17 protein-coding genes are annotated in these 17,098 nt (G+C 70.3%); 14 read left to right on the forward strand and 3 right to left on the reverse strand.

Features of this window, described 5'->3' with window-relative positions; all coding sequences use genetic code 11:
* Positions 1-12: 12 nt before the first annotated feature.
* Both ABT137_RS03070 and trxA read left to right on the forward strand, forming a co-directional pair.
* Complete coding sequence (locus ABT137_RS03070; protein WP_351701501.1) at positions 13-1,716, forward strand: UGSC family (seleno)protein; 1,704 nt, start codon at positions 13-15, stop codon at positions 1,714-1,716.
* Between the two features lie 34 nt (positions 1,717-1,750).
* Positions 1,751-2,077 carry a thioredoxin gene (gene trxA / locus ABT137_RS03075; protein ID WP_351701504.1) on the forward strand — a complete coding sequence of 109 codons (327 nt, stop codon included), beginning with the start codon at positions 1,751-1,753 and terminating at the stop codon, positions 2,075-2,077.
* A gap of 99 nt (positions 2,078-2,176) precedes the next feature.
* Here trxA and ABT137_RS03080 read toward each other — a convergent pair whose 3' ends face one another.
* Positions 2,177-2,956 carry an SDR family NAD(P)-dependent oxidoreductase gene (locus ABT137_RS03080; RefSeq protein WP_351701507.1) on the reverse strand — a complete coding sequence of 260 codons (780 nt, stop codon included), beginning with the start codon at positions 2,954-2,956 and terminating at the stop codon, positions 2,177-2,179.
* A gap of 234 nt (positions 2,957-3,190) precedes the next feature.
* On the opposite strand from ABT137_RS03080, the gene ABT137_RS03085 reads away from it, so the two are divergent.
* The 10 genes from ABT137_RS03085 (at position 3,191) to ABT137_RS03130 (ending at position 12,638) form a co-directional block, all read left to right on the forward strand.
* A complete protein-coding gene (locus ABT137_RS03085; RefSeq protein ID WP_351701510.1) occupies positions 3,191-4,210 on the forward strand; it encodes a GDSL-type esterase/lipase family protein in 1,020 nt (339 codons plus the stop codon).
* Positions 4,211-4,352: 142 nt separating this feature from the next.
* Positions 4,353-5,144, forward strand: a complete 792-nt coding sequence (locus tag ABT137_RS03090) for an SDR family NAD(P)-dependent oxidoreductase (protein ID WP_351701513.1) — start codon at positions 4,353-4,355, stop codon at positions 5,142-5,144.
* 9 nt (positions 5,145-5,153) lie between these two features.
* Positions 5,154-5,924, forward strand: coding sequence for an SDR family NAD(P)-dependent oxidoreductase (locus ABT137_RS03095; RefSeq protein ID WP_351701516.1), 771 nt, complete (start codon positions 5,154-5,156; stop codon positions 5,922-5,924).
* Positions 5,925-6,106: 182 nt separating this feature from the next.
* On the forward strand, positions 6,107-6,937 hold the full coding sequence (locus tag ABT137_RS03100; protein ID WP_351701519.1) for an IclR family transcriptional regulator: 831 nt from the start codon (positions 6,107-6,109) through the stop codon (positions 6,935-6,937).
* 132 nt (positions 6,938-7,069) lie between these two features.
* Positions 7,070-7,870: a 2-keto-4-pentenoate hydratase gene (locus ABT137_RS03105; RefSeq protein WP_351702342.1), complete on the forward strand. Its 801-nt coding sequence runs from the start codon at positions 7,070-7,072 to the stop codon at positions 7,868-7,870.
* Positions 7,870-8,811 (forward strand): acetaldehyde dehydrogenase (acetylating), encoded by a 942-nt coding sequence (locus tag ABT137_RS03110; protein WP_351701522.1) that lies wholly within the window; start codon positions 7,870-7,872, stop codon positions 8,809-8,811. Before ABT137_RS03105 ends, ABT137_RS03110 begins: the two co-directional genes overlap by 1 nt.
* Complete coding sequence (gene dmpG / locus ABT137_RS03115; protein ID WP_351701525.1) at positions 8,808-9,818, forward strand: 4-hydroxy-2-oxovalerate aldolase; 1,011 nt, start codon at positions 8,808-8,810, stop codon at positions 9,816-9,818. Before ABT137_RS03110 ends, dmpG begins: the two co-directional genes overlap by 4 nt.
* Positions 9,819-9,982: 164 nt before the next feature.
* Complete coding sequence (locus ABT137_RS03120; RefSeq protein WP_351701528.1) at positions 9,983-10,870, forward strand: alpha/beta fold hydrolase; 888 nt, start codon at positions 9,983-9,985, stop codon at positions 10,868-10,870.
* Positions 10,860-12,041: an acyl-CoA dehydrogenase family protein gene (locus tag ABT137_RS03125; RefSeq protein WP_351701531.1), complete on the forward strand. Its 1,182-nt coding sequence runs from the start codon at positions 10,860-10,862 to the stop codon at positions 12,039-12,041. The genes ABT137_RS03120 and ABT137_RS03125 overlap by 11 nt, the downstream gene beginning before the upstream one ends.
* A gap of 33 nt (positions 12,042-12,074) precedes the next feature.
* A complete protein-coding gene (locus tag ABT137_RS03130) occupies positions 12,075-12,638 on the forward strand; it encodes a flavin reductase family protein (protein ID WP_351701534.1) in 564 nt (187 codons plus the stop codon).
* Between the two features lie 83 nt (positions 12,639-12,721).
* Here ABT137_RS03130 and ABT137_RS03135 read toward each other — a convergent pair whose 3' ends face one another.
* Both ABT137_RS03135 and ABT137_RS03140 read right to left on the reverse strand, forming a co-directional pair.
* Complete coding sequence (locus ABT137_RS03135; protein ID WP_089103754.1) at positions 12,722-12,985, reverse strand: NifU family protein; 264 nt, start codon at positions 12,983-12,985, stop codon at positions 12,722-12,724.
* A 55-nt stretch (positions 12,986-13,040) separates the two neighbouring features.
* On the reverse strand, positions 13,041-14,057 hold the full coding sequence (locus tag ABT137_RS03140) for an LLM class flavin-dependent oxidoreductase (protein WP_351701537.1): 1,017 nt from the start codon (positions 14,055-14,057) through the stop codon (positions 13,041-13,043).
* Between the two features lie 157 nt (positions 14,058-14,214).
* On the opposite strand from ABT137_RS03140, the gene ABT137_RS03145 reads away from it, so the two are divergent.
* Positions 14,215-16,074, forward strand: a complete 1,860-nt coding sequence (locus ABT137_RS03145) for a flavin-containing monooxygenase (protein ID WP_351701540.1) — start codon at positions 14,215-14,217, stop codon at positions 16,072-16,074.
* Positions 16,071-16,916, forward strand: coding sequence for a mycofactocin-coupled SDR family oxidoreductase (locus tag ABT137_RS03150; protein WP_351701543.1), 846 nt, complete (start codon positions 16,071-16,073; stop codon positions 16,914-16,916). Before ABT137_RS03145 ends, ABT137_RS03150 begins: the two co-directional genes overlap by 4 nt.
* Positions 16,917-17,098 lie beyond the last annotated feature (182 nt).

Genomic DNA, 17,098 nt, shown 5'->3' on the forward strand with positions numbered 1-17,098 from the left:
TGAGGAGAGGCCGTGACGACCGAAGCCGGCGTAGACCAGGCCACCTTTGAGGTGGTCAATCCGACCGCGGACAAGCTGGACTCCGCGGAGACCTCCCTGGCCCCGCGACTGGACACACTGAACGGCAAGGTGCTGGGCCTGCTGTCCAACAGCAAGCCCAACGCCGAGATTGCGCTCCAGGCTGTGGCGGAGAAGATCAAGGAGACCTACCCGGATCTCAAGATCCGTCTCTACCCCGGCTCCATCCGCTTTGAACCCGGGCTGCTGCGGCGGGCCATCGAGGAGAGCGACGCCCTCGTCGGCGCCACGGCCGACTGCGGCGCCTGCACGTCCTGGCTGATCCATGACGGCGCGCAGGCCGAGAAGGCGGGCGTCCCCCAGGTCACGATCGTGGCCCGGGGCTTCGAGCGCGACACGGACACCAGCGCCAAGGTGTTCGGTGTCCCCGGGCTCCAGTACGTGGTCGTGCCCCGCGTCTTCACCGCGCTCACGCCGGAACAGGCGACCGAGCAGACGCTGCCGGTGGCGGACGACATCATCAAGGCCCTCACCCAGACTCCCGCTGCCATCCCGGCCGACACCGCCGGGCAGGAAGACGCCGAGGAGCGGCAGGAGACGTACACCTTCCGCGGCCAGGACCCGGTGGAGGCCGTCGAAGCCTTCAACGAGTTCTACTTGCAGAAGGACTTCGGCGACGGCCTGCCGCTGCACCCGCCGACCCGGGCGAAGGTGGAGGCCATCATCGAGGCCCAGGGGCGGCCCCGGGACGAACTGATCCTCACCATCCCGCCGCTGCACGGCCACGGAACCCTGGAGCGGATCGCGGTCAACGCCGCCATGGCCGGGTGCCGTCCGGAGGAGCTGCCCGTCGTGATCGCCGCGCTCAAGGCGATCCACGCGTGCCCCCCTCCGATGAACCTCTCGGTCCTGATGTCGACCGGGGCCTTCGCGCCCGTGATCCTCGTCAACGGACCGCTGGTGAAGAAGCTCGGCATCAACAGCGGGCGCAGCCCGCTCGGGCCGGGCCTCAACAACCGGGTCAACATCCGCATCGGTCGGGCGGTCGCCCTGACGCTGCGCAACCTCGGCGCCTGGATACCCGGACGCATGGACCTCGACACCATCGGCACCGTGCGCAAGAACATCCAGGTGTTCGGCGAGAACGAGGACGAGAGTCCCTGGGAGCCCTACCAGGTCAGCAAGGGCCTGCGGCCCGACGACAGCACCGTGACCGTGGTGCACACCGTGGGGGAGTGGGACCTCGGCTCCAACCACGGACCGGCGGACCGCCGTATCCGGTCCATCGCGGCGCGCACCCCCACGCTCACCCAGGTCGGCTTCATGACGAGCACCCTGGCCGGCCTCGAAGGCAACGAGGACGGGCTGTTCTACCTGCTGCCCCCGGAGACGGCGAGGAAGTTCGCCGACGCGGGGCTGGGCAAGGACGCGGTGAAGAGGTTCCTGCTGCACAACATCCGGCCGCGGATCTGGGACGTCGTCGCACCGTTCATCGACTTCCGGGAGCGCGGCCTGGTCCGGCCCGAGTGGGAGTGGATGTTCCAGCTCACCCCCGAGGAGCAGCGGACCCAGACGATCCAGGCGTTCAACGACCCGGCCGCGATCAACATCGCCGTCGCCGGGCACGGCACGCCCAAGGAGTTCGTCTTCGGCACGATGACCACGCCGATCACCGTGAAGATCGCCGCCCTCGCGTAGTCCCGCCCGCAGGCGGAGGAAGGAAGGCGCGCTCATGGCAGCAGTCGTCCGCGCGGTCACCGACGACGACTTCGACGAGGCCGTCCAGGGGGCCGGGCGACCGGTGCTCGTGGACTTCTGGGCTCCGTGGTGCGGCCCGTGCCGGGCGATGGGGCCGATCCTCGACGCGCTGGCCGAGGCGCACGAAGGGGCCCTCGACATCGTGAAGGTCAACCTGGACGAGAGCCCGCGGGCGGCCCAGCGGCACGGTGTCTCCTCGATCCCCGCGCTCCTGCTGTTCTCCGACGGGGAGCTCGTGACGACGCTGGTGGGAGCCAAGCCCCGCACGATGATCGAGAAGGCCATCGCCGAGTACCTGTGACACACGAGAGCGGCGGGCCGGTGCGGACCCGGGGTGCCCGGGCCTGCACCGGCCCATCCGTGGACGGCCCGGGTACACACCGGCCCGTCCGTGCACGCATCAGAGGTGGTAGGCGAACTTCCGGCCCGTGCCGCCGTCGACCACCAGGGTCTGACCCGTGATCCAGGCCGAGAGGTCCGTCAGAAAGAACAGGATGGCCGACGCGATGTCGCTCGTCCTGCCCACACGTCCCAACGGCACCTGTCCGGCGGCCCTGTCGTAGTAGTCGGGTTCGGGGTGCCGCTCGGCCACGCGAGGGGTCGCCGTCTGGCCGGGTGCCACGACGTTCACCCGGATGTCCGGTCCGAGTTCGAGGGACGCCGTACTGACCAGGTTGACGAGGCCCGCCTTCGCCGCGCCGTACACGGCGTGGTGGGGGGCGGACCGCAGACCCGAGACGGAGCCGACGAACACCATCGAGCCGCCCTCAGTCATGGCCTGCGCGCCGATCTGCAGGGCGAGGAAGACATGGCGGAGGTTCAGGTCGAGCCCGCGTTGCCAGAGTTCGTCGGTCACCTCGCCCAACGGGCCGTTGTCGGAGATGCCGACGATGTCCGCCAGTCCGTGCAGCGGACCGAAGCGTGCGACGGCCTCGGCGACCAGCCGCTCCATATCCGCGCGGTCCGTGGCGTCGCCGGTGAGGGCCAGGCCGTCGACCTCGTCGGCTACCGCGGTGGCGCGCTCGGGATCCCGGTCGACCACGGACACCCTGGCACCGACGTTCGCCGCGGCGAGACAGGTCTGCCGGCCGATGCCCAGCCCCCCGCCGAGTACGAGGACATGCCTGCCCTTGAGATCGATCAGACCGCGGTAGTCGGGCGTGAGTTCGGTGATGCCCATCGTGCCTCCCTCTCTGCCTAGGGGCCGGTCCGCAGGGCGCCGCAGAAGGTGCTGACACGTTCCTTGACGCCTGCTGGAGCCACCTCGTTAATATAGCCATATCCGCTAAAGAAGTTAGATGAATAAGCGAGAAGTGTTCAACGCCCCGGCCGAAGTCCGGACTTGGGGGAGCGGGACACCGCGACCGCGCCGCACGGATTCGCGTCCGCCGCCCGATGGAGAGGTGAACCCCGAATGATCCAGGTGCCGCCGGAACCCTTTCTCCGTGGTGTGCTGCCGGGACTGTCGTGGGCCGACGGCGGCTCACGGTTGCCGCTCGCGGGGTGCGCGAAGCTGACGGCCGACACCGTGCGGGCCGCCCGCGTGCCGGCCGGGGTCCATCTCGCCTTCACCGGCCCGGTGTCGACGATCGAGCTGACGGTGGAGGTGGGGGAGCGGACCACCGTGCCGGCCCCCACCGTCCCCGAGGGATTCGTCGTACGAGTGCCGGGGATCCCCACCCGGTTGGTTCCCCTGCCCTCCCGGGACGGAACGGAGCGCGTGCGGTTGCCGGAGCGGGACCGGGACCGCGTGGTGCGGGTGTACCTGCCCGAGTCGACGGAGGTGACGGTGGTGGGCCTGGCGGGCGACCAGCGCCCGGAACCCGCCGCGCGCGGCCCCCTCTGGGTGGTCTACGGCGACTCCATCACGCAGGGCTGGTCGGTCACGGAGCCCGGCCTGGCGTGGCCCTCACAGGTCGCCGACACCCTCGGACTCGATCTGGTCAACCTCGGTTTCGCGGGGGCGGCGCGCGGCGAACTCCCGACCGCCGACGTGCTCGCCGCCTCCGGAGCGCAGGCGGTGACCCTGGCCTGGGGAACCAACGCCTACTCGTCCCTGCCGACCAGCACCGCCCAGATCGCGGAGACCATGCGGCTCTACCTCACCGCGGTGCGCGAAGGCCTTCCCGGAGCCCCGGTCGTGGTGGTGAGCCCGATCGTCCGCCCGGACGCCGAGCACGTCCCCAACCGGTTCGGCGCGAGCCTCACCGACCTCCGTGCCGCCCTGGAGGAATCGGTGCGCCGGTTCGCCGAGGTGAGAGGGGACGACCGTGTGACCCTCGTGCCGGGACTGGACCTCGTGCCGGCCGAACACCTCGTGGACGGCATTCATCCAGGGGACGCGGGGCACCGCAGCCTCGCCGAGGGCGTCACCCCGCACATCGCCGCCGGGTTCGGACGGAACCTGGCCCCCACACGGGCCGGTGCGCCATGACGAGCCGTCCGACGCGCGCCCGCCGCCCTGCGCGAAGGGGGGCGACCAGGTGCCGTCCCGAGTCACGCCCGCCGCGTCCGCAGGCCGTTCACCACTGACCGCACCAGCGCAGCACCGCCGTACCACGGCGGGGAGGAGTGAGATGGACCCGTCGAACGTGTTCCGGCTGACCGGAAAGGTGGCCGTCGTCACCGGCGCCGGGAGCGGCATCGGGCGAGCGAGCGCGGGTGTCCTCGCCGCGGCCGGCGCCCGGGTCGTCGTCGCCGATCTGGACCTGGCGGGCGCCGAGGACACCGTGGCCGGCATCAAGGAGGAAGGCGGGGAGGCCGTGGCCCGCCGGGTCGACGTGTCGGATCCGGCCGCCTTGGGCGCGCTGGTCGACGAGACCGTCTCCGGACTCGGACGGCTGGACGTCCTCGTCAACAACGCCGGCATCATGATCCGCCGTCCGCTCGCCGAGGTCCCGCCGGAGGAGTTCGACCGCATCCTGTCGGTCAACCTCAAGAGCGTTCTCTACGGCAGTCAGGCCGCGGCGCGGGTGATGCGGCCGGGGTCGAGCATCGTCAACACCCTCTCCACGATCATCGACTTCGCCACCGCCGGCACCGGCTCCTACGCCGCCGCCAAGAAGGGCGGCGAGGCGCTGACCCGGACCTTCGCCGTCGAACTGGGACCCCGGGGCATCCGGGTCAACGGCGTCGCACCCGGCTGGACGGACACCGGCATCACGCGGCAGCGGCACGTGGACGGCGCGGGCGAGTTCCAGCAGAGCGGGTTCGACCAACTGGCCAGCAGGATGGCCGCCGCCGCTCCGCTGGGAACGGTGGCCGAAGCCATCGACTCCGCGTACGCCGTGCTCTATCTGGCGTCGGACGCGAGCCGCTGCGTCACCGGACACGTGATCCGCGTCAACGGCGGCGCGTCCATGGCCTGAGGGGCGATCATGACAGGAAGACTGCACGGCAAGGTGGCACTGATCACCGGATCCGCGCGCGGCCAAGGCGCCTGCGAGGCCGCTCTGTTCGCGCAGGAGGGCGCCGAGGTCATCGTCAGTGACGTACTGGACGATCCCGGCGAGGCGACCGCGCGTTCGGTGGCGGGCTGCTACCTCCACCTCGACGTCACGTCCGTCGCGGACTGGAGCGCCGCCGCCGATACCGTGCGCGAGCGGTTCGGGCGCCTGGACGTGCTGGTCAACAACGCGGGGATCGCGCCCGCACGGCTGGGCCGGGTGGACGAACTCGACGTCGAGGACCACCTCCGGCTCTTCGACGTCAACGTCCACGGCGCCTTCTACGGCATCCGCGCCCTGCTGCCCCTCCTGCGGAAGGGCCGCGGCGCCTCGGTCATCAACGTGTCCTCGATCGACGGGCTGACCGGCATCGGCTCGATGGCGAGCTATGTCGCGTCGAAGCACGCACTGACCGGACTCACCCGGTCGATGGCGATCGATCTCGGCCCACTCGGGATCCGGGTCAACTCCCTGCACCCGGGGGTCATCGACACACCTCTGGTCCGCTCGATCGGCGAGGCCCGCTCGGCGCGCCTGGCCCGCACGGTGGGGCGGCAGCCCCTGGCCCGGATGGGCCGGTCCGAGGAGGTCGCGGCCCTGGCCCTCTTCCTCGCCTCGGACGAGGCGTCGTACTGCACCGGGTCCCAGTTCACCGCCGACGGCGGTCATCTCGCCGGCCCCTACCGGGAGTTACCTGTCTGACCAAGACCCGGCCGACCGGCCGGGACGAGCCGCTCCGACAAAGAGCGGGCTCCGCCGGGAGTCCGCAGTGATCCGAAGTGATCTGACGATGCAGAGCCGATGAAGTCTTTCCCCATGAGGGACCCGTTGGACGACGCCCCGTGCCGACCAGGGCGCCGTCCAGGGATGCTCAGGAGGTCACCGTGTCCGAATCCCCGTCCAGTATGGTCGACAGGGTCGTCATGATCCTGGGTGTCTTCGAACGGTCCACGGGACCGCTCAACCTGGGACAGATCAGCGCACGCAGCGGTCTCCCGCGCTCCTCCGTGCACCGGATTCTCCAGCAGCTGGTCAACGCCCGCCTGCTGAGCAGGTACGACAACGAATACCGGCTCGGACTGCGCATGTTCGAGATCGGCAGCCTGGTCGTGCACCGCACCCGGATGAACGAGGCCGCCAGGCCCCTGTTGCAGGAACTGTGCACGGCCACCGGGCACGTGGTGCACCTGGCGGTACTCGACCGGCAGGACGTCGTCTACCTGGAAAAGGTGGGCGGGAACTTCGCCAGCACCCTGCCGTCCAGGATCGGGGGCCGTTTCCCGGCCCACTGCACCGCGGTGGGCAAGGCGATCCTCGCCCACTCGCCCAAGGAGGTGGTGGACGAGTACCTCTGGAGCGATCTGGGCCGCCGTACGGAGGCCAGCATCGCCACGCCCCAGGCCCTGGAAGCCGTCCTCGCGCGGATCCGCAGCACCGGATACGCCACGGAGACCGGTGAGTCCGTCTCCGGGGTGTCCTGCGTGGCCGCACCCGTTCTCGTCATGAACCAGGCGGTCGCCGGTGTCTCGGTGTGCGGCCCGCAGGAGCGCATCCGTGTCGACGAGCTGAAGTTCCACGTGAAGTGGATCGCCGCCGAGATCTCCCGCCGTCTGACGGCCACCTCCACGCCACGGCCGCGCCCGCGCCCGCTGATCACTTCTGTCCCGCTCAGCGGGCACATGGCGTCCGCAGGCGTGGCCGACGCCGGACGATGAGTGCGTGATGGACGAAGCGGTGATGACCGCGAACCCGCGACGACCGGCCCCGGCGTCGGCCCCGGCTCCGGCTGCGGTCCGCCGGCCCCGCACACCGCGGTGCCGGTGGACCGCCGCCCGCGGCGGACACTCATGACGGCCGGGACGGACGCCGTGCTCGCGGCGGCCACCCGGCTGGAGCAGGCGAGTGCCACCGGGCGGGCGTGCGGGCCGGTCACCGACCTCATCGGCGGGACCGACATCGCGACCGCCTACCGGGTGCAGCAGACCGTCACCGAACGCAGACTGGCCGCCGGTGCCCGGCTGATCGGGCGGAAGATCGGACTGACCTCCGCGGCGGTGCAGTCGCAGGTGGGCGTCGACCGGCCCGACTTCGGTGTCCTCTTCGACGACATGCGCTACGCCGACGGTGACGTCGTGCCCTACGGCAGGCTGTTGCAGCCCAAGGCCGAGGCCGAGGTCGCGTTCCTGCTGCGCCGCGACCTCACCGACGCCCAGGACCTGTCCGTGCTGCGGGAGGCGGTGGAAGCGGCCTACCCGGCCGTGGAGATCGTCGACAGCCGTATCGCCGACTGGAAGATCGGCATCACGGACACGGTGGCCGACAACGCCTCGTCCGGGGTCTTCGTACTCGGTGACGAGGGACGGTCGCTGGACGTCTTCGAGCCGGTGGACACGGTCATGACGATGCGGCGCGACGGCGAGACCGTCTCCAGCGGCACCGGGCGCGACTGTCTCGGGGACCCGCTCAACGCACTCGGCTGGCTCGCCGCGACCGCGATCGAGTTCGGTTCGCCGCTGCGCGCGGGGGACCTGGTGCTCTCCGGGGCGCTCGGGCCGATGGTCCCGGTGCTCCCCGGGGACGTCTTCGAGGTGACGATCGAGCCGCTCGGCACCATCACCGCCCGCTTCTCGGAGGACAAGGGAGAGTGATGACGGACAGGGTGGGAGTCGCGATCATCGGGTCGGGGAACATCGGAACCGACCTGCTGATCAAGATCAAACGCACCTCGAAGAACCTTGAGGCGCTCGCCATGGTGGGGATCGACCCCGAGTCGGACGGTCTGGCCCGCGCCGCCCGCCTCGGCGTGGCGACGACGGCGGAGGGGGTCGAGGGCCTGCTCCGCATGCCGGAGTTCGAGCGGGTCCGGATCGTGCTCGACGCCACCAGCGCGGCCGCCCATGTCGCCAACGCGCGGGCACTGGAGGGGTCCGGACGGCGGCTGGTGGACCTGACACCTGCGGCGCTCGGCCCCTTCGTGATCCCTCCGGTCAACCTCGGCGAACACCTCGACGCCCCGGACATCAACATGGTGACGTGCGGCGGTCAGGCCACCATCCCGATCGTGGCCGCCGTGTCCCGGGTGACCGAGGTGCCGTACGCGGAGATCGTCGCGTCTGTCGCCTCGCGTTCCGCGGGTCCGGGCACCCGGGCCAACATCGACGAGTTCACCGAGACCACCGCGCACGCCATCGAGACGGTGGGCGGCGCCCGCCGCGGCAAGGCGATCATCATCCTCAACCCGGCCGAACCGCCGCTGATCATGCGGGACACGGTGTTCTGCCTGGTCGGCCAGGCCGACCACGACGAGATCCGCCGGTCCGTCGAGGAGATGGTGGCCGAGGTCGCCACCTATGTGCCGGGCTACCGCCTGGTGCAGGACGTGCAGTTCACCCCGATCGAGCGGGCCGAGGTCGCGACCCTGCTGCCCGAGGCGGCCGGCCCGGTCGACACCAAGGTGTCGGTGTTCCTGGAGGTCGAGGGAGCCGCGCACTACCTGCCCGCCTACGCGGGCAACCTCGACATCATGACGTCCGCCGCTTTGCGCGTCGCCGAGCGGATCGTCGAGCAGGCGGAGCTGGTAGCCCGATGACCGAGATCTACGTCCAGGACGTGACCCTGCGCGACGGCATGCACGCCATCCGGCACCGCATCGAGCCCGAGCAGGTCGGCCGGATCGTCGCCGCCCTCGACCGGGCCGGAGTGGCGGCGATCGAGGTCAGCCACGGCGACGGCCTGGCCGGCGCCAGCCTCAACTACGGACCCGGCAGCCACACCGACTGGGAGTGGATCGAGGCCGCCGTCGCCCACGCCCCCCGCGCGATCATCACCACCCTGCTGCTGCCCGGCGTCGGCACCATCACCGAACTCCGCAAGGCCTTCGACCTGGGCGTGCGCTCGGTGCGGGTCGCCACCCACTGCACCGAGGCGGACGTGGCGGCACAGCACATCGCCGAGGCCCGCGAACTCGGCATGGACGTCTCCGGGTTCCTGATGATGAGCCACATGCTCCCGCCGGCCGAACTGGCCCGGCAGGCGCAGTTGATGGAGTCCTACGGCGCGCACTGCGTCTACATCACCGACTCCGCCGGCCGGCTCACCTCGGAGGACGTCCGCGACCGGGTCAGGGCCTACCGCGAGGTCCTCGACGACGACACGCAGATCGGCATCCACGCCCACGAGAACCTCTCGCTCGGCGTCGCCAACTCCCTCGCCGCGGTGGAGGAGGGCGCCTACCGCGTCGACGCCTCGCTGGCCGGACAGGGCGCGGCCGCGGGCAACAACCCCATCGAGCCGTTCGTGGCGGTCGCCAACCTCAAGGGCTGGAAGACCGGTTGCGACCTGTTCACCCTGGAGGACGCCGCCGATGATCTCGTACGACCGCTCCAGGACCGCCCCGTGCGGGTGGACCGGGAGACCCTCACCATCGGCTACGCCGGCGTGTACGGCAGCTTCCTGCGCCATGCCGAGAACGCGGCGCGGCTGTACGGCGTCGACACCCGGGAGATCCTCGTCGAGGCGGGCCGCCGCCAACTCGTCGGCGGGCAGGAGGACATGCTCATCGACATCGCACTGACACTCCAGACCCAGAAGTCCTGAGGCCCCTACGCGGGCCCTCCCGACCCGGTCGGTGTCCAGGACCCCGGGTCGGACCACCACATCGAGCTGTCCTCCGGGTCGTCTCTCCTTCGCCCCGGACTGGGAGGCATTGGAATGGAAACGTCCCGAGCCGCAGTACGAGCAGAAGTCAGGGGTGTCGGACGATGACCGCACTCACCTTCGAGTCGACCAGGGTCACCCACGACGTGGACGGACTCACCATCGCCTGCCACGAGGCGGGTGAGGGCGAGCCGCTGTTCCTGCTGCACGGGTCGGGCCCCGGCGTCAGCGCCTGGTCGAACTTCCGCCACAACCTGCCCGTCTTCGCCGAGCACTTCCGCACGATCGCACCCGACCTCCCGGGGTTCGGCGGCAGCGACCTGCCGGAACTCACCGAGGTCTATCCGGTGGCCGCCGCACGCCGGATCGCCGGCCTCATGGACGAACTGGGCATCGAGTCCGCGGTGTTCGTCGGCAATTCCATGGGCGGCGCGGTCGCGGCGGAGCTCGCCGCCCTGTATCCGGAACGGGTCCGCCGGCTGGCTCTCATGGGATCGGGCGGGCTCTCCGTGGGGCTGTTCGCCGCCGAGCCGAGCGAGGGTTTCGTACGGCTCTTCGAGTTCCTGGACGATCCCACCCGGGAGCGCATGATCGCCTGGGTCAGGACCATGGTCAGCGACCACGGCAGGATCACCGACGAACTCATCGACGAGCGTATGCACAACGCCCTTGAGGAGGGCGTGATCGACAAGACCCGGAAGATCATCGGGTCGATGTTCCATCCCGCACTGCGGCAGAAGTACACGCCCCTGTGGACCAAGGCGGCGTCCTTCACCACCCCGACCCTGCTGCTGTGGGGGCGCGACGACCGCATGCTCCCCTACGACCAGGCGCACTTCGCCACCCGGTGGCTGCCGGAGGTCGAGCTGCACACCTTCGCCCGCTGCGGGCACTGGGTGCAGGTGGAGCGCAAGACCGAGTTCGAACGAGTGGTGCTGGAGTTCCTCACCCGGAAGACAGCGGAAGCGGAAGGTGCGGGGCATGGCGCATGAAGTCGTCGAGAGAGTAGAGCAGTACGGTCCCAAGCTGGCCGAACTGGCCGTCGAGAACGAGAAGCTGGGCAGGCTGAGCGACGAGACGGTCGGTCTCCTGCGCTCCGCCGGTGTGCTGCGCCTGCTCCAGCCGGCCAAGTTCGGCGGCTACGCGGCCCACCCCCGCGACTTCGCCGAAGCCGTGATGGCCGTGGCCCGGCACGACGGTGCCGCCGGCTGGGTGTGCGGGGTCGTGGGAGTCCACCCCTGGGAAGTCGCCCAGATGGACCCGCGGGTCGCCCAGGAGATCTGGGGCGAGAACCAGGACACCTGGATCGCTTCCCCCTACATGCCGAACGGGATCGCCGAGCCGGTGGACGGCGGCTACGTCCTCTCCGGGCGCTGGCCCTTCTCGTCGGGGACCGACCACTGCGACTGGGTGTTCCTCGGCGCGCTCGTCGGGGACGGCAAGGGCAGGCCGGCCTCACCGCCGAGCGTCCTGCACGTGATCCTGCCCAGGTCGTCGTACGAGATCGTCGACGACACCTGGGACGTCATCGGACTGTCCGGCACCGGCAGCAAGGACGTCGTCGTCGACGGCGCGTTCATCCCCGCCTACCGCACCGTCAACCAGGACGAGGTGTCGGCCGGGGAGGCGGCGGTGGGCAACGGCGTCACCGAAGCCCTCTACCGGCTGCCGTTCACCTCCATGTTCCCGCTCGGGATCACCTCGGCCGTCATCGGCATCTGCGAGGGAGCCCTGGACGTCCACCTGGCCCAGCAGCGCGACCGGGTCGCGGTGACCGGTGTGCAGGTGCGCGACGACCCGTACGTGCTCTACTCGGCGGGCGAGGCCGCCGCGGAGATCGCCGCCTCCCGTGTGCAGCTGATCGACGGGATCAGCCGGGTGTACGAGCAGGTCGCGGCCGGAGAGCCGGTGTCCGTCGAGGAGCGCTCCAGGGTCCGGCGCAACCAGGTGCGGTGCGCCTGGCGGGCGGTGTCGGCCCTCGACGAGATCTTCGCGCGGTCCGGGGGCAACGTCATCCGGCGTGACAACCCGTTGCAGCGCTACTGGCGGGACGCGCATGTCGGCCTGGCCCACATGATCCATGTCCCGGGCGCGGCCTACCACGCCAACTCCCTGGCCCAGATGGGTCTCGAACTGCCTCCGCAGCTGCGGGTGCTGATCTGAACTCCGGTGCCGTGGGCGAGGAGGAGAGAACACATGCAGAGTGAGAGCGGAACCAGCGCCTCTTCCCCCGGTCTGCCGGACTCCCCGCACGACAAGGCCCACTTCCGCCACGTGCTGGGAAACTTCCCCACGAGCGTGGTGGCCATCACGGCGGGAACGCCCGGCGGACGGCCCGAGGGGATGATCGTCGGATCCTTCACGTCGGTCTCCCTCGATCCGCCGCTGGTGGCCTTCCTGGCGGACCGCTCCTCCGGGACGTTCCCCAAGATCCGGGCGGCCGGCCGCTACTGCGTCAACGCACTGGCGGCCGACCAGGAGGTCCTGTGCCGGTCGATGGCGACCAGGAGTGCCGACCGCTTCGACGGCGTTCCCTGGCGGCTCTCGCCGTTGGGAAACCCCGTGCTCGACGGCGTGGTCGCCTGGATCGACTGCGAGCTCGCGGAGGTCGTCGAGATCGGCGACCACTGTCTGGCCGTGGGGCGGGTCCACGCCCTGCGCGCCGAGTCGGCCAAGACACCGCTGCTGTTCTTCCGCGGCGGCTACGGCGACTACTTCTCCACCACTTCGCTGGTACTGGACCGGCTCGTCGGCTGGTAGCGGCGGTCGAGTGAACGCGGAGCGGGCGGCGAGTCCCAGGACCCGCCGCCCGCTCCGTTGTGTGGCCGGCTGAGGGAGCGGCCTCAGCCGGCCGGGTCCGGTTCGCGCACGGTGACCTCGGCCAGTTCGATGCCGCGGGTCTGGAGTCCCTCCTCGATGAACGCCTTGAGCGACTCGCCGTCGAGCACGCACGTGGCGCAGGCGTCGTTGTGGCCCCGGGAGTAGTCGACCGTCAGACGGGACTGCTCGGGAGCGAACTCCGCGAGCCGGATGGAACCGCCGTCGGGAGCGACCATCGGTTCCAGCAGTTCGAGCACTTCGTTGACGACGTCCTGGGCTTGCGGCATGACCGGTCTCCTCTGTCATGGGGTGAGCGTGCCGGGTGTTTGTGGGGCATCCCTCTCAGGGCACTTCGGCGGCGTCGAGGGTTTCCATCAGCGCCAGACTCGACCGTGCGTAGGCCTGCCGGCGGCGCTCGCCGACCATGAACGACGGTGGCGCGAAGTAGGCGACGTCCCGGGCGATCGATGCCCGGCGCCGGCGGAGGGCGGCCGCCGCGTCCGCGGTGCTTCCGCACAGCGCGATGGCGTCGACCATGTCGTCCGTCACGGCCCGCGCCATGTCGTCGAACCGTCCGTCGGCGAACGCCTCCCTGATCTTCTCGACCTGGGAGGTCCAGCCGTGGTGTGCGGCGAACGCGTCGTAGGTGCGTACGGTCAGGTAGAAGGCGATCATCCGGCGCATGTCGGTGACGGCACGCTCGGGATCGTCGTCGTCGATCGCGGTCAGCAGCCAGCCGTGCTCCAGCGGGCGCCGGTCGCCTCCGCTCTCTCGCGCGCCGGTCTCGACGGCCGGACGGACGACGCCGTCCCACCAGTCGTCCGTGAAGAGCCCGTGGCCGATGATCCCGTCGGCCGTGCGGCCGGCGGCGGTCGCCATCCCGCGCTGGAACCCGGCCAGCAGGATCGGTACGTCGATCCGGCCCAGTACCGGGGCCTTCACCCGCGCGTCGATCCGGTAGAAGTCGCCTTCGAAGCCGATGCGTTGACCGTTCTCGGCGTGCAGCCACGCTCGTACGGCCGTCACCAGCTCGGTCATCCGCGCCACGGGGCGGTCCGCGGCCACACCGCACCAGTCGCGGTTGATGGCGAACGCCCCCGAGCCCAGGCCCGCGAAGACGCGTCCGGGTGCCTGCTTCCACAGGTCACGGATCGCCGTCGCGTGGGCGAACGGCGTACGCGAGAACCCGTACGCGATCGCCGGGCCGACGAGAGCCCTGCGGGTCGATGCGACCATCCCGGCGACCGTGACATAGGCGTCATGGTCCGCGAACTCGCCGGTGCAGAAGGCCGCGACGCCCGCGGCCTCGGCCTCCGGGCCGACCTCCGCACCGAGCCAGGGCATGCCGAACTCAGTCATGTGCGCCGATCCTCCCGCAAGCGTCGTGCGCTGCTCAGCTGAGCCTATGAATTGTAGCATTGAGTTAGCTGATTCAAGTGTCAGATACCTTCACATCATTTAACTGTTCTTCTAAAATCGCCCCATTGGTCGGAGGCCCCAGGACGGAGAAACAGGGATGACGCACACCTCGGCCGCGCCCACGGATCTCGATCGGGCGCGCGCCAAGTACCGAGCCGAGCGGGACAAGCGCCTGGACCCCTCGCGCCGGGAGATCCTGGACCTCTCAGGGCGCGAGAAGCTGGTGGTGGACCCCTTCACCGATGTCGTGCCGCGCGAGCCGCGGCACGACACGGTCGACGCCATGGTGGTGGGAGGAGGATTCGGCGGTCTGCTCGCGGCGGCACATCTGCGCAAGGCCGGAGTCGAGCGCATCCGCATCGTCGAGAAGGGCGGAGACGTCGGCGGCGTCTGGTACTGGAACCGGTATCCGGGCGCGATGTGCGACGTCGAGTCGTACGTCTATCTGCCGATGCTGGAGGAACTGGCCTACATACCCCGGCGCCGCTACTCGTACGGCCCCGAGATCCTCGCCCACGCCCAGCGGCTGGCCAGGCACTTCAAGCTGTTCGACCACGCGCTCTTCCACACCTCGGTGACGGGGCTGAAGTGGCAGGAGCGGAGCGCCAGATGGAGTGTGCGCACCGATCGCGGCGACGAGTTCCAGGCGCGGTATGTGGTGGTGGCCCACGGCTCGTTCACCTCGCTCAAGCTGCCGGCCATCGAAGGCATCGACGGCTTCGAGGGCAAGCTGTTCCACACCTCGCGATGGGACTACGACTACACCGGCGGCGACAGCTCCAGCCCTCTCACCGGACTCGGTGACAAGAAGGTCGGCGTCATCGGCACCGGCGCCACCGCGGTCCAGATCGTGGCCCCGCTCGCCGAATCGGCCCAGAAGCTCTACGTGTTCCAGCGGACCCCCTCCACGGTCGCCGTCCGGGACAACAGGGAGACGGACTACGCGTGGGCGCGCTCCCTGGAGCCGGGCTGGCAGAAGCGGCGGCGGGCGAACTTCACCGCGGTCACCAACGGCGAGCGCATCACCGAGGACCTGGTGGGGGACGGCTGGACCGTCTTCTACCACGCGATGCTCAGCGGCGACGAGTACGGCGCCCTGAGTCCCCAGGAGCTCGCGGAGCAGCGTGAGTTGACCGACCTGGAGCACATGGAGCACATCCGGGCCAGGATCGACGAGGTGGTGCGGGATCCGGCGACCGCGGAGGCGCTCAAGCCCTACTACCGCTACCAGTGCAAACGTCCCTGCTTCCACGACGAGTACCTGCCGGCCTTCAACCGGCCGAACGTCGAACTGGTCGACACCCAGGGCGAGGGCGTCCGGCGGATCACCCCGCGGGGAGTCGTGGTCGGCGAGGTCGAGTACCCGCTCGACTGCATCATCCTGGCGACCGGCTTCGACCAGGACTCCGCCTACGTCGACCGGGTGGGATTCGACGTCACCGGTCGCGACGGCCTCACCCTCTCCCGGAAGTGGGAGAACGGTCCGGAGACCCTGCACGGCGTGATGTCGAGCGGCTTCCCCAACTTCTTCCTCCTGCCGCCGAACTACACGCAGGGCACCGCCGCGGTGAACTTCTGCCACACCCTGGACGAGACCGCGCAGCATGTCGCCTTCCTCGTCGCCGAGTTCGAGCGGCGGGGAGTGATCGCGGACGTCACCGGGCAGGGCGAGGAGGCGTACGTCCGGCAGGTGACGGAGGGCTCCGGGCTAGCGCTCCTCGGCGCGGGCGGCTTCCTGAAGGACTGCACGCCCGGCCGCTGGAACAACGAGGGGGATCCCGACGGCCGCCCCCGGAAGAACGTCAACTACCCGGGCACCTCCACGGCGTACTTCACCATGCTGGAGGAATGGCGGCACCGGGGTGAGTTCGACGAGCTGAGCCTCACGCCCGCGCCGAAGCCGAGCCCCGAGGACACCGTCGCGCAGCCCGCCATGGACGAGAGGAGCACACGATGACCGGCACCGTTCCCGAGGCACCCGTGCCGAGCGCGCCGAACGCGCACCGCTTCCAGGGCAAGGTCGTCTTCATCACCGGGGCGGCCCGCGGGCAGGGACGGGCCGAGGCGGTGCGGTTCGCCGCGGAGGGCGCGGACATCATCGCGCTGGACATCTGCGAGGACCTGCCCACCACGACGTATCCGGGGGCGACCCCCGAGGACCTCGCCGAAACCGCCCGGCTCGTCGAGAAGCTCGGCCGGCGCATCCTGACCCACAAGGCCGACGTGCGCGACTTCCCCGCCGTACGGGCAGCTCTGGAGGAGAGCGTCCGCGAACTCGGGCGCCTGGACGTCGTGGTGGCCAACGCCGGTATGACGACGTTCGCCCGCACCTGGGAGATCGAGCTGGACCACTGGAACGCGACGCTCGACATCAACCTCACCGGAGCCTTCCACACCGTGAAGGCCGCCGTCCCGCTGATGATCGAGCAGGGGACCGGCGGCGCGATCGTCTTCACCAGCTCGGTCGCCGGACTGCGCGGGCTGCCGCTGCTCGCCGACTACGTGGCGGCCAAGCACGGGGTCACCGGACTGGCCAAGACCCTGGCGAACGAACTGGGGGACCACCGGATCCGGGTGAACTCCGTGCATCCGCACGGGGTCGACACCAAACTCGTCCCCGGGATCCGACCGATCCTGGAGAAGGACCCGCAACTGAGCGCCTTCTTCCAGGGCGTCCTCCCCGACGGCGTCAGCCAGGCCGAGGACATCGCAGCCGCCGTTGCCTGGATCGCCTCGGACGAGGCACGTCACGTCAGCGGCATCCAACTGCCGGTGGACCTCGGCCGGACCAACCGCTGACGCCACCGCGTCCCGCACATTCCGTACCGGTCACCGGAATCGCGCCACCTACGTGCCTGAGGCCGACAACACACTGATGACGCGGTCGCCCGGCCGGAGGTGGGCTGTCTCGTCGGCTCCGGCTGATCGGGAGCCACTGCGCGCGGCATGCGAGCCGCAGAACGGCGCGTGCAGAGCCGGGC

This window comes from Streptomyces sp. NPDC001980 (assembly GCF_040296885.1).
In the GTDB taxonomy this organism is placed as follows: domain Bacteria; phylum Actinomycetota; class Actinomycetes; order Streptomycetales; family Streptomycetaceae; genus Streptomyces.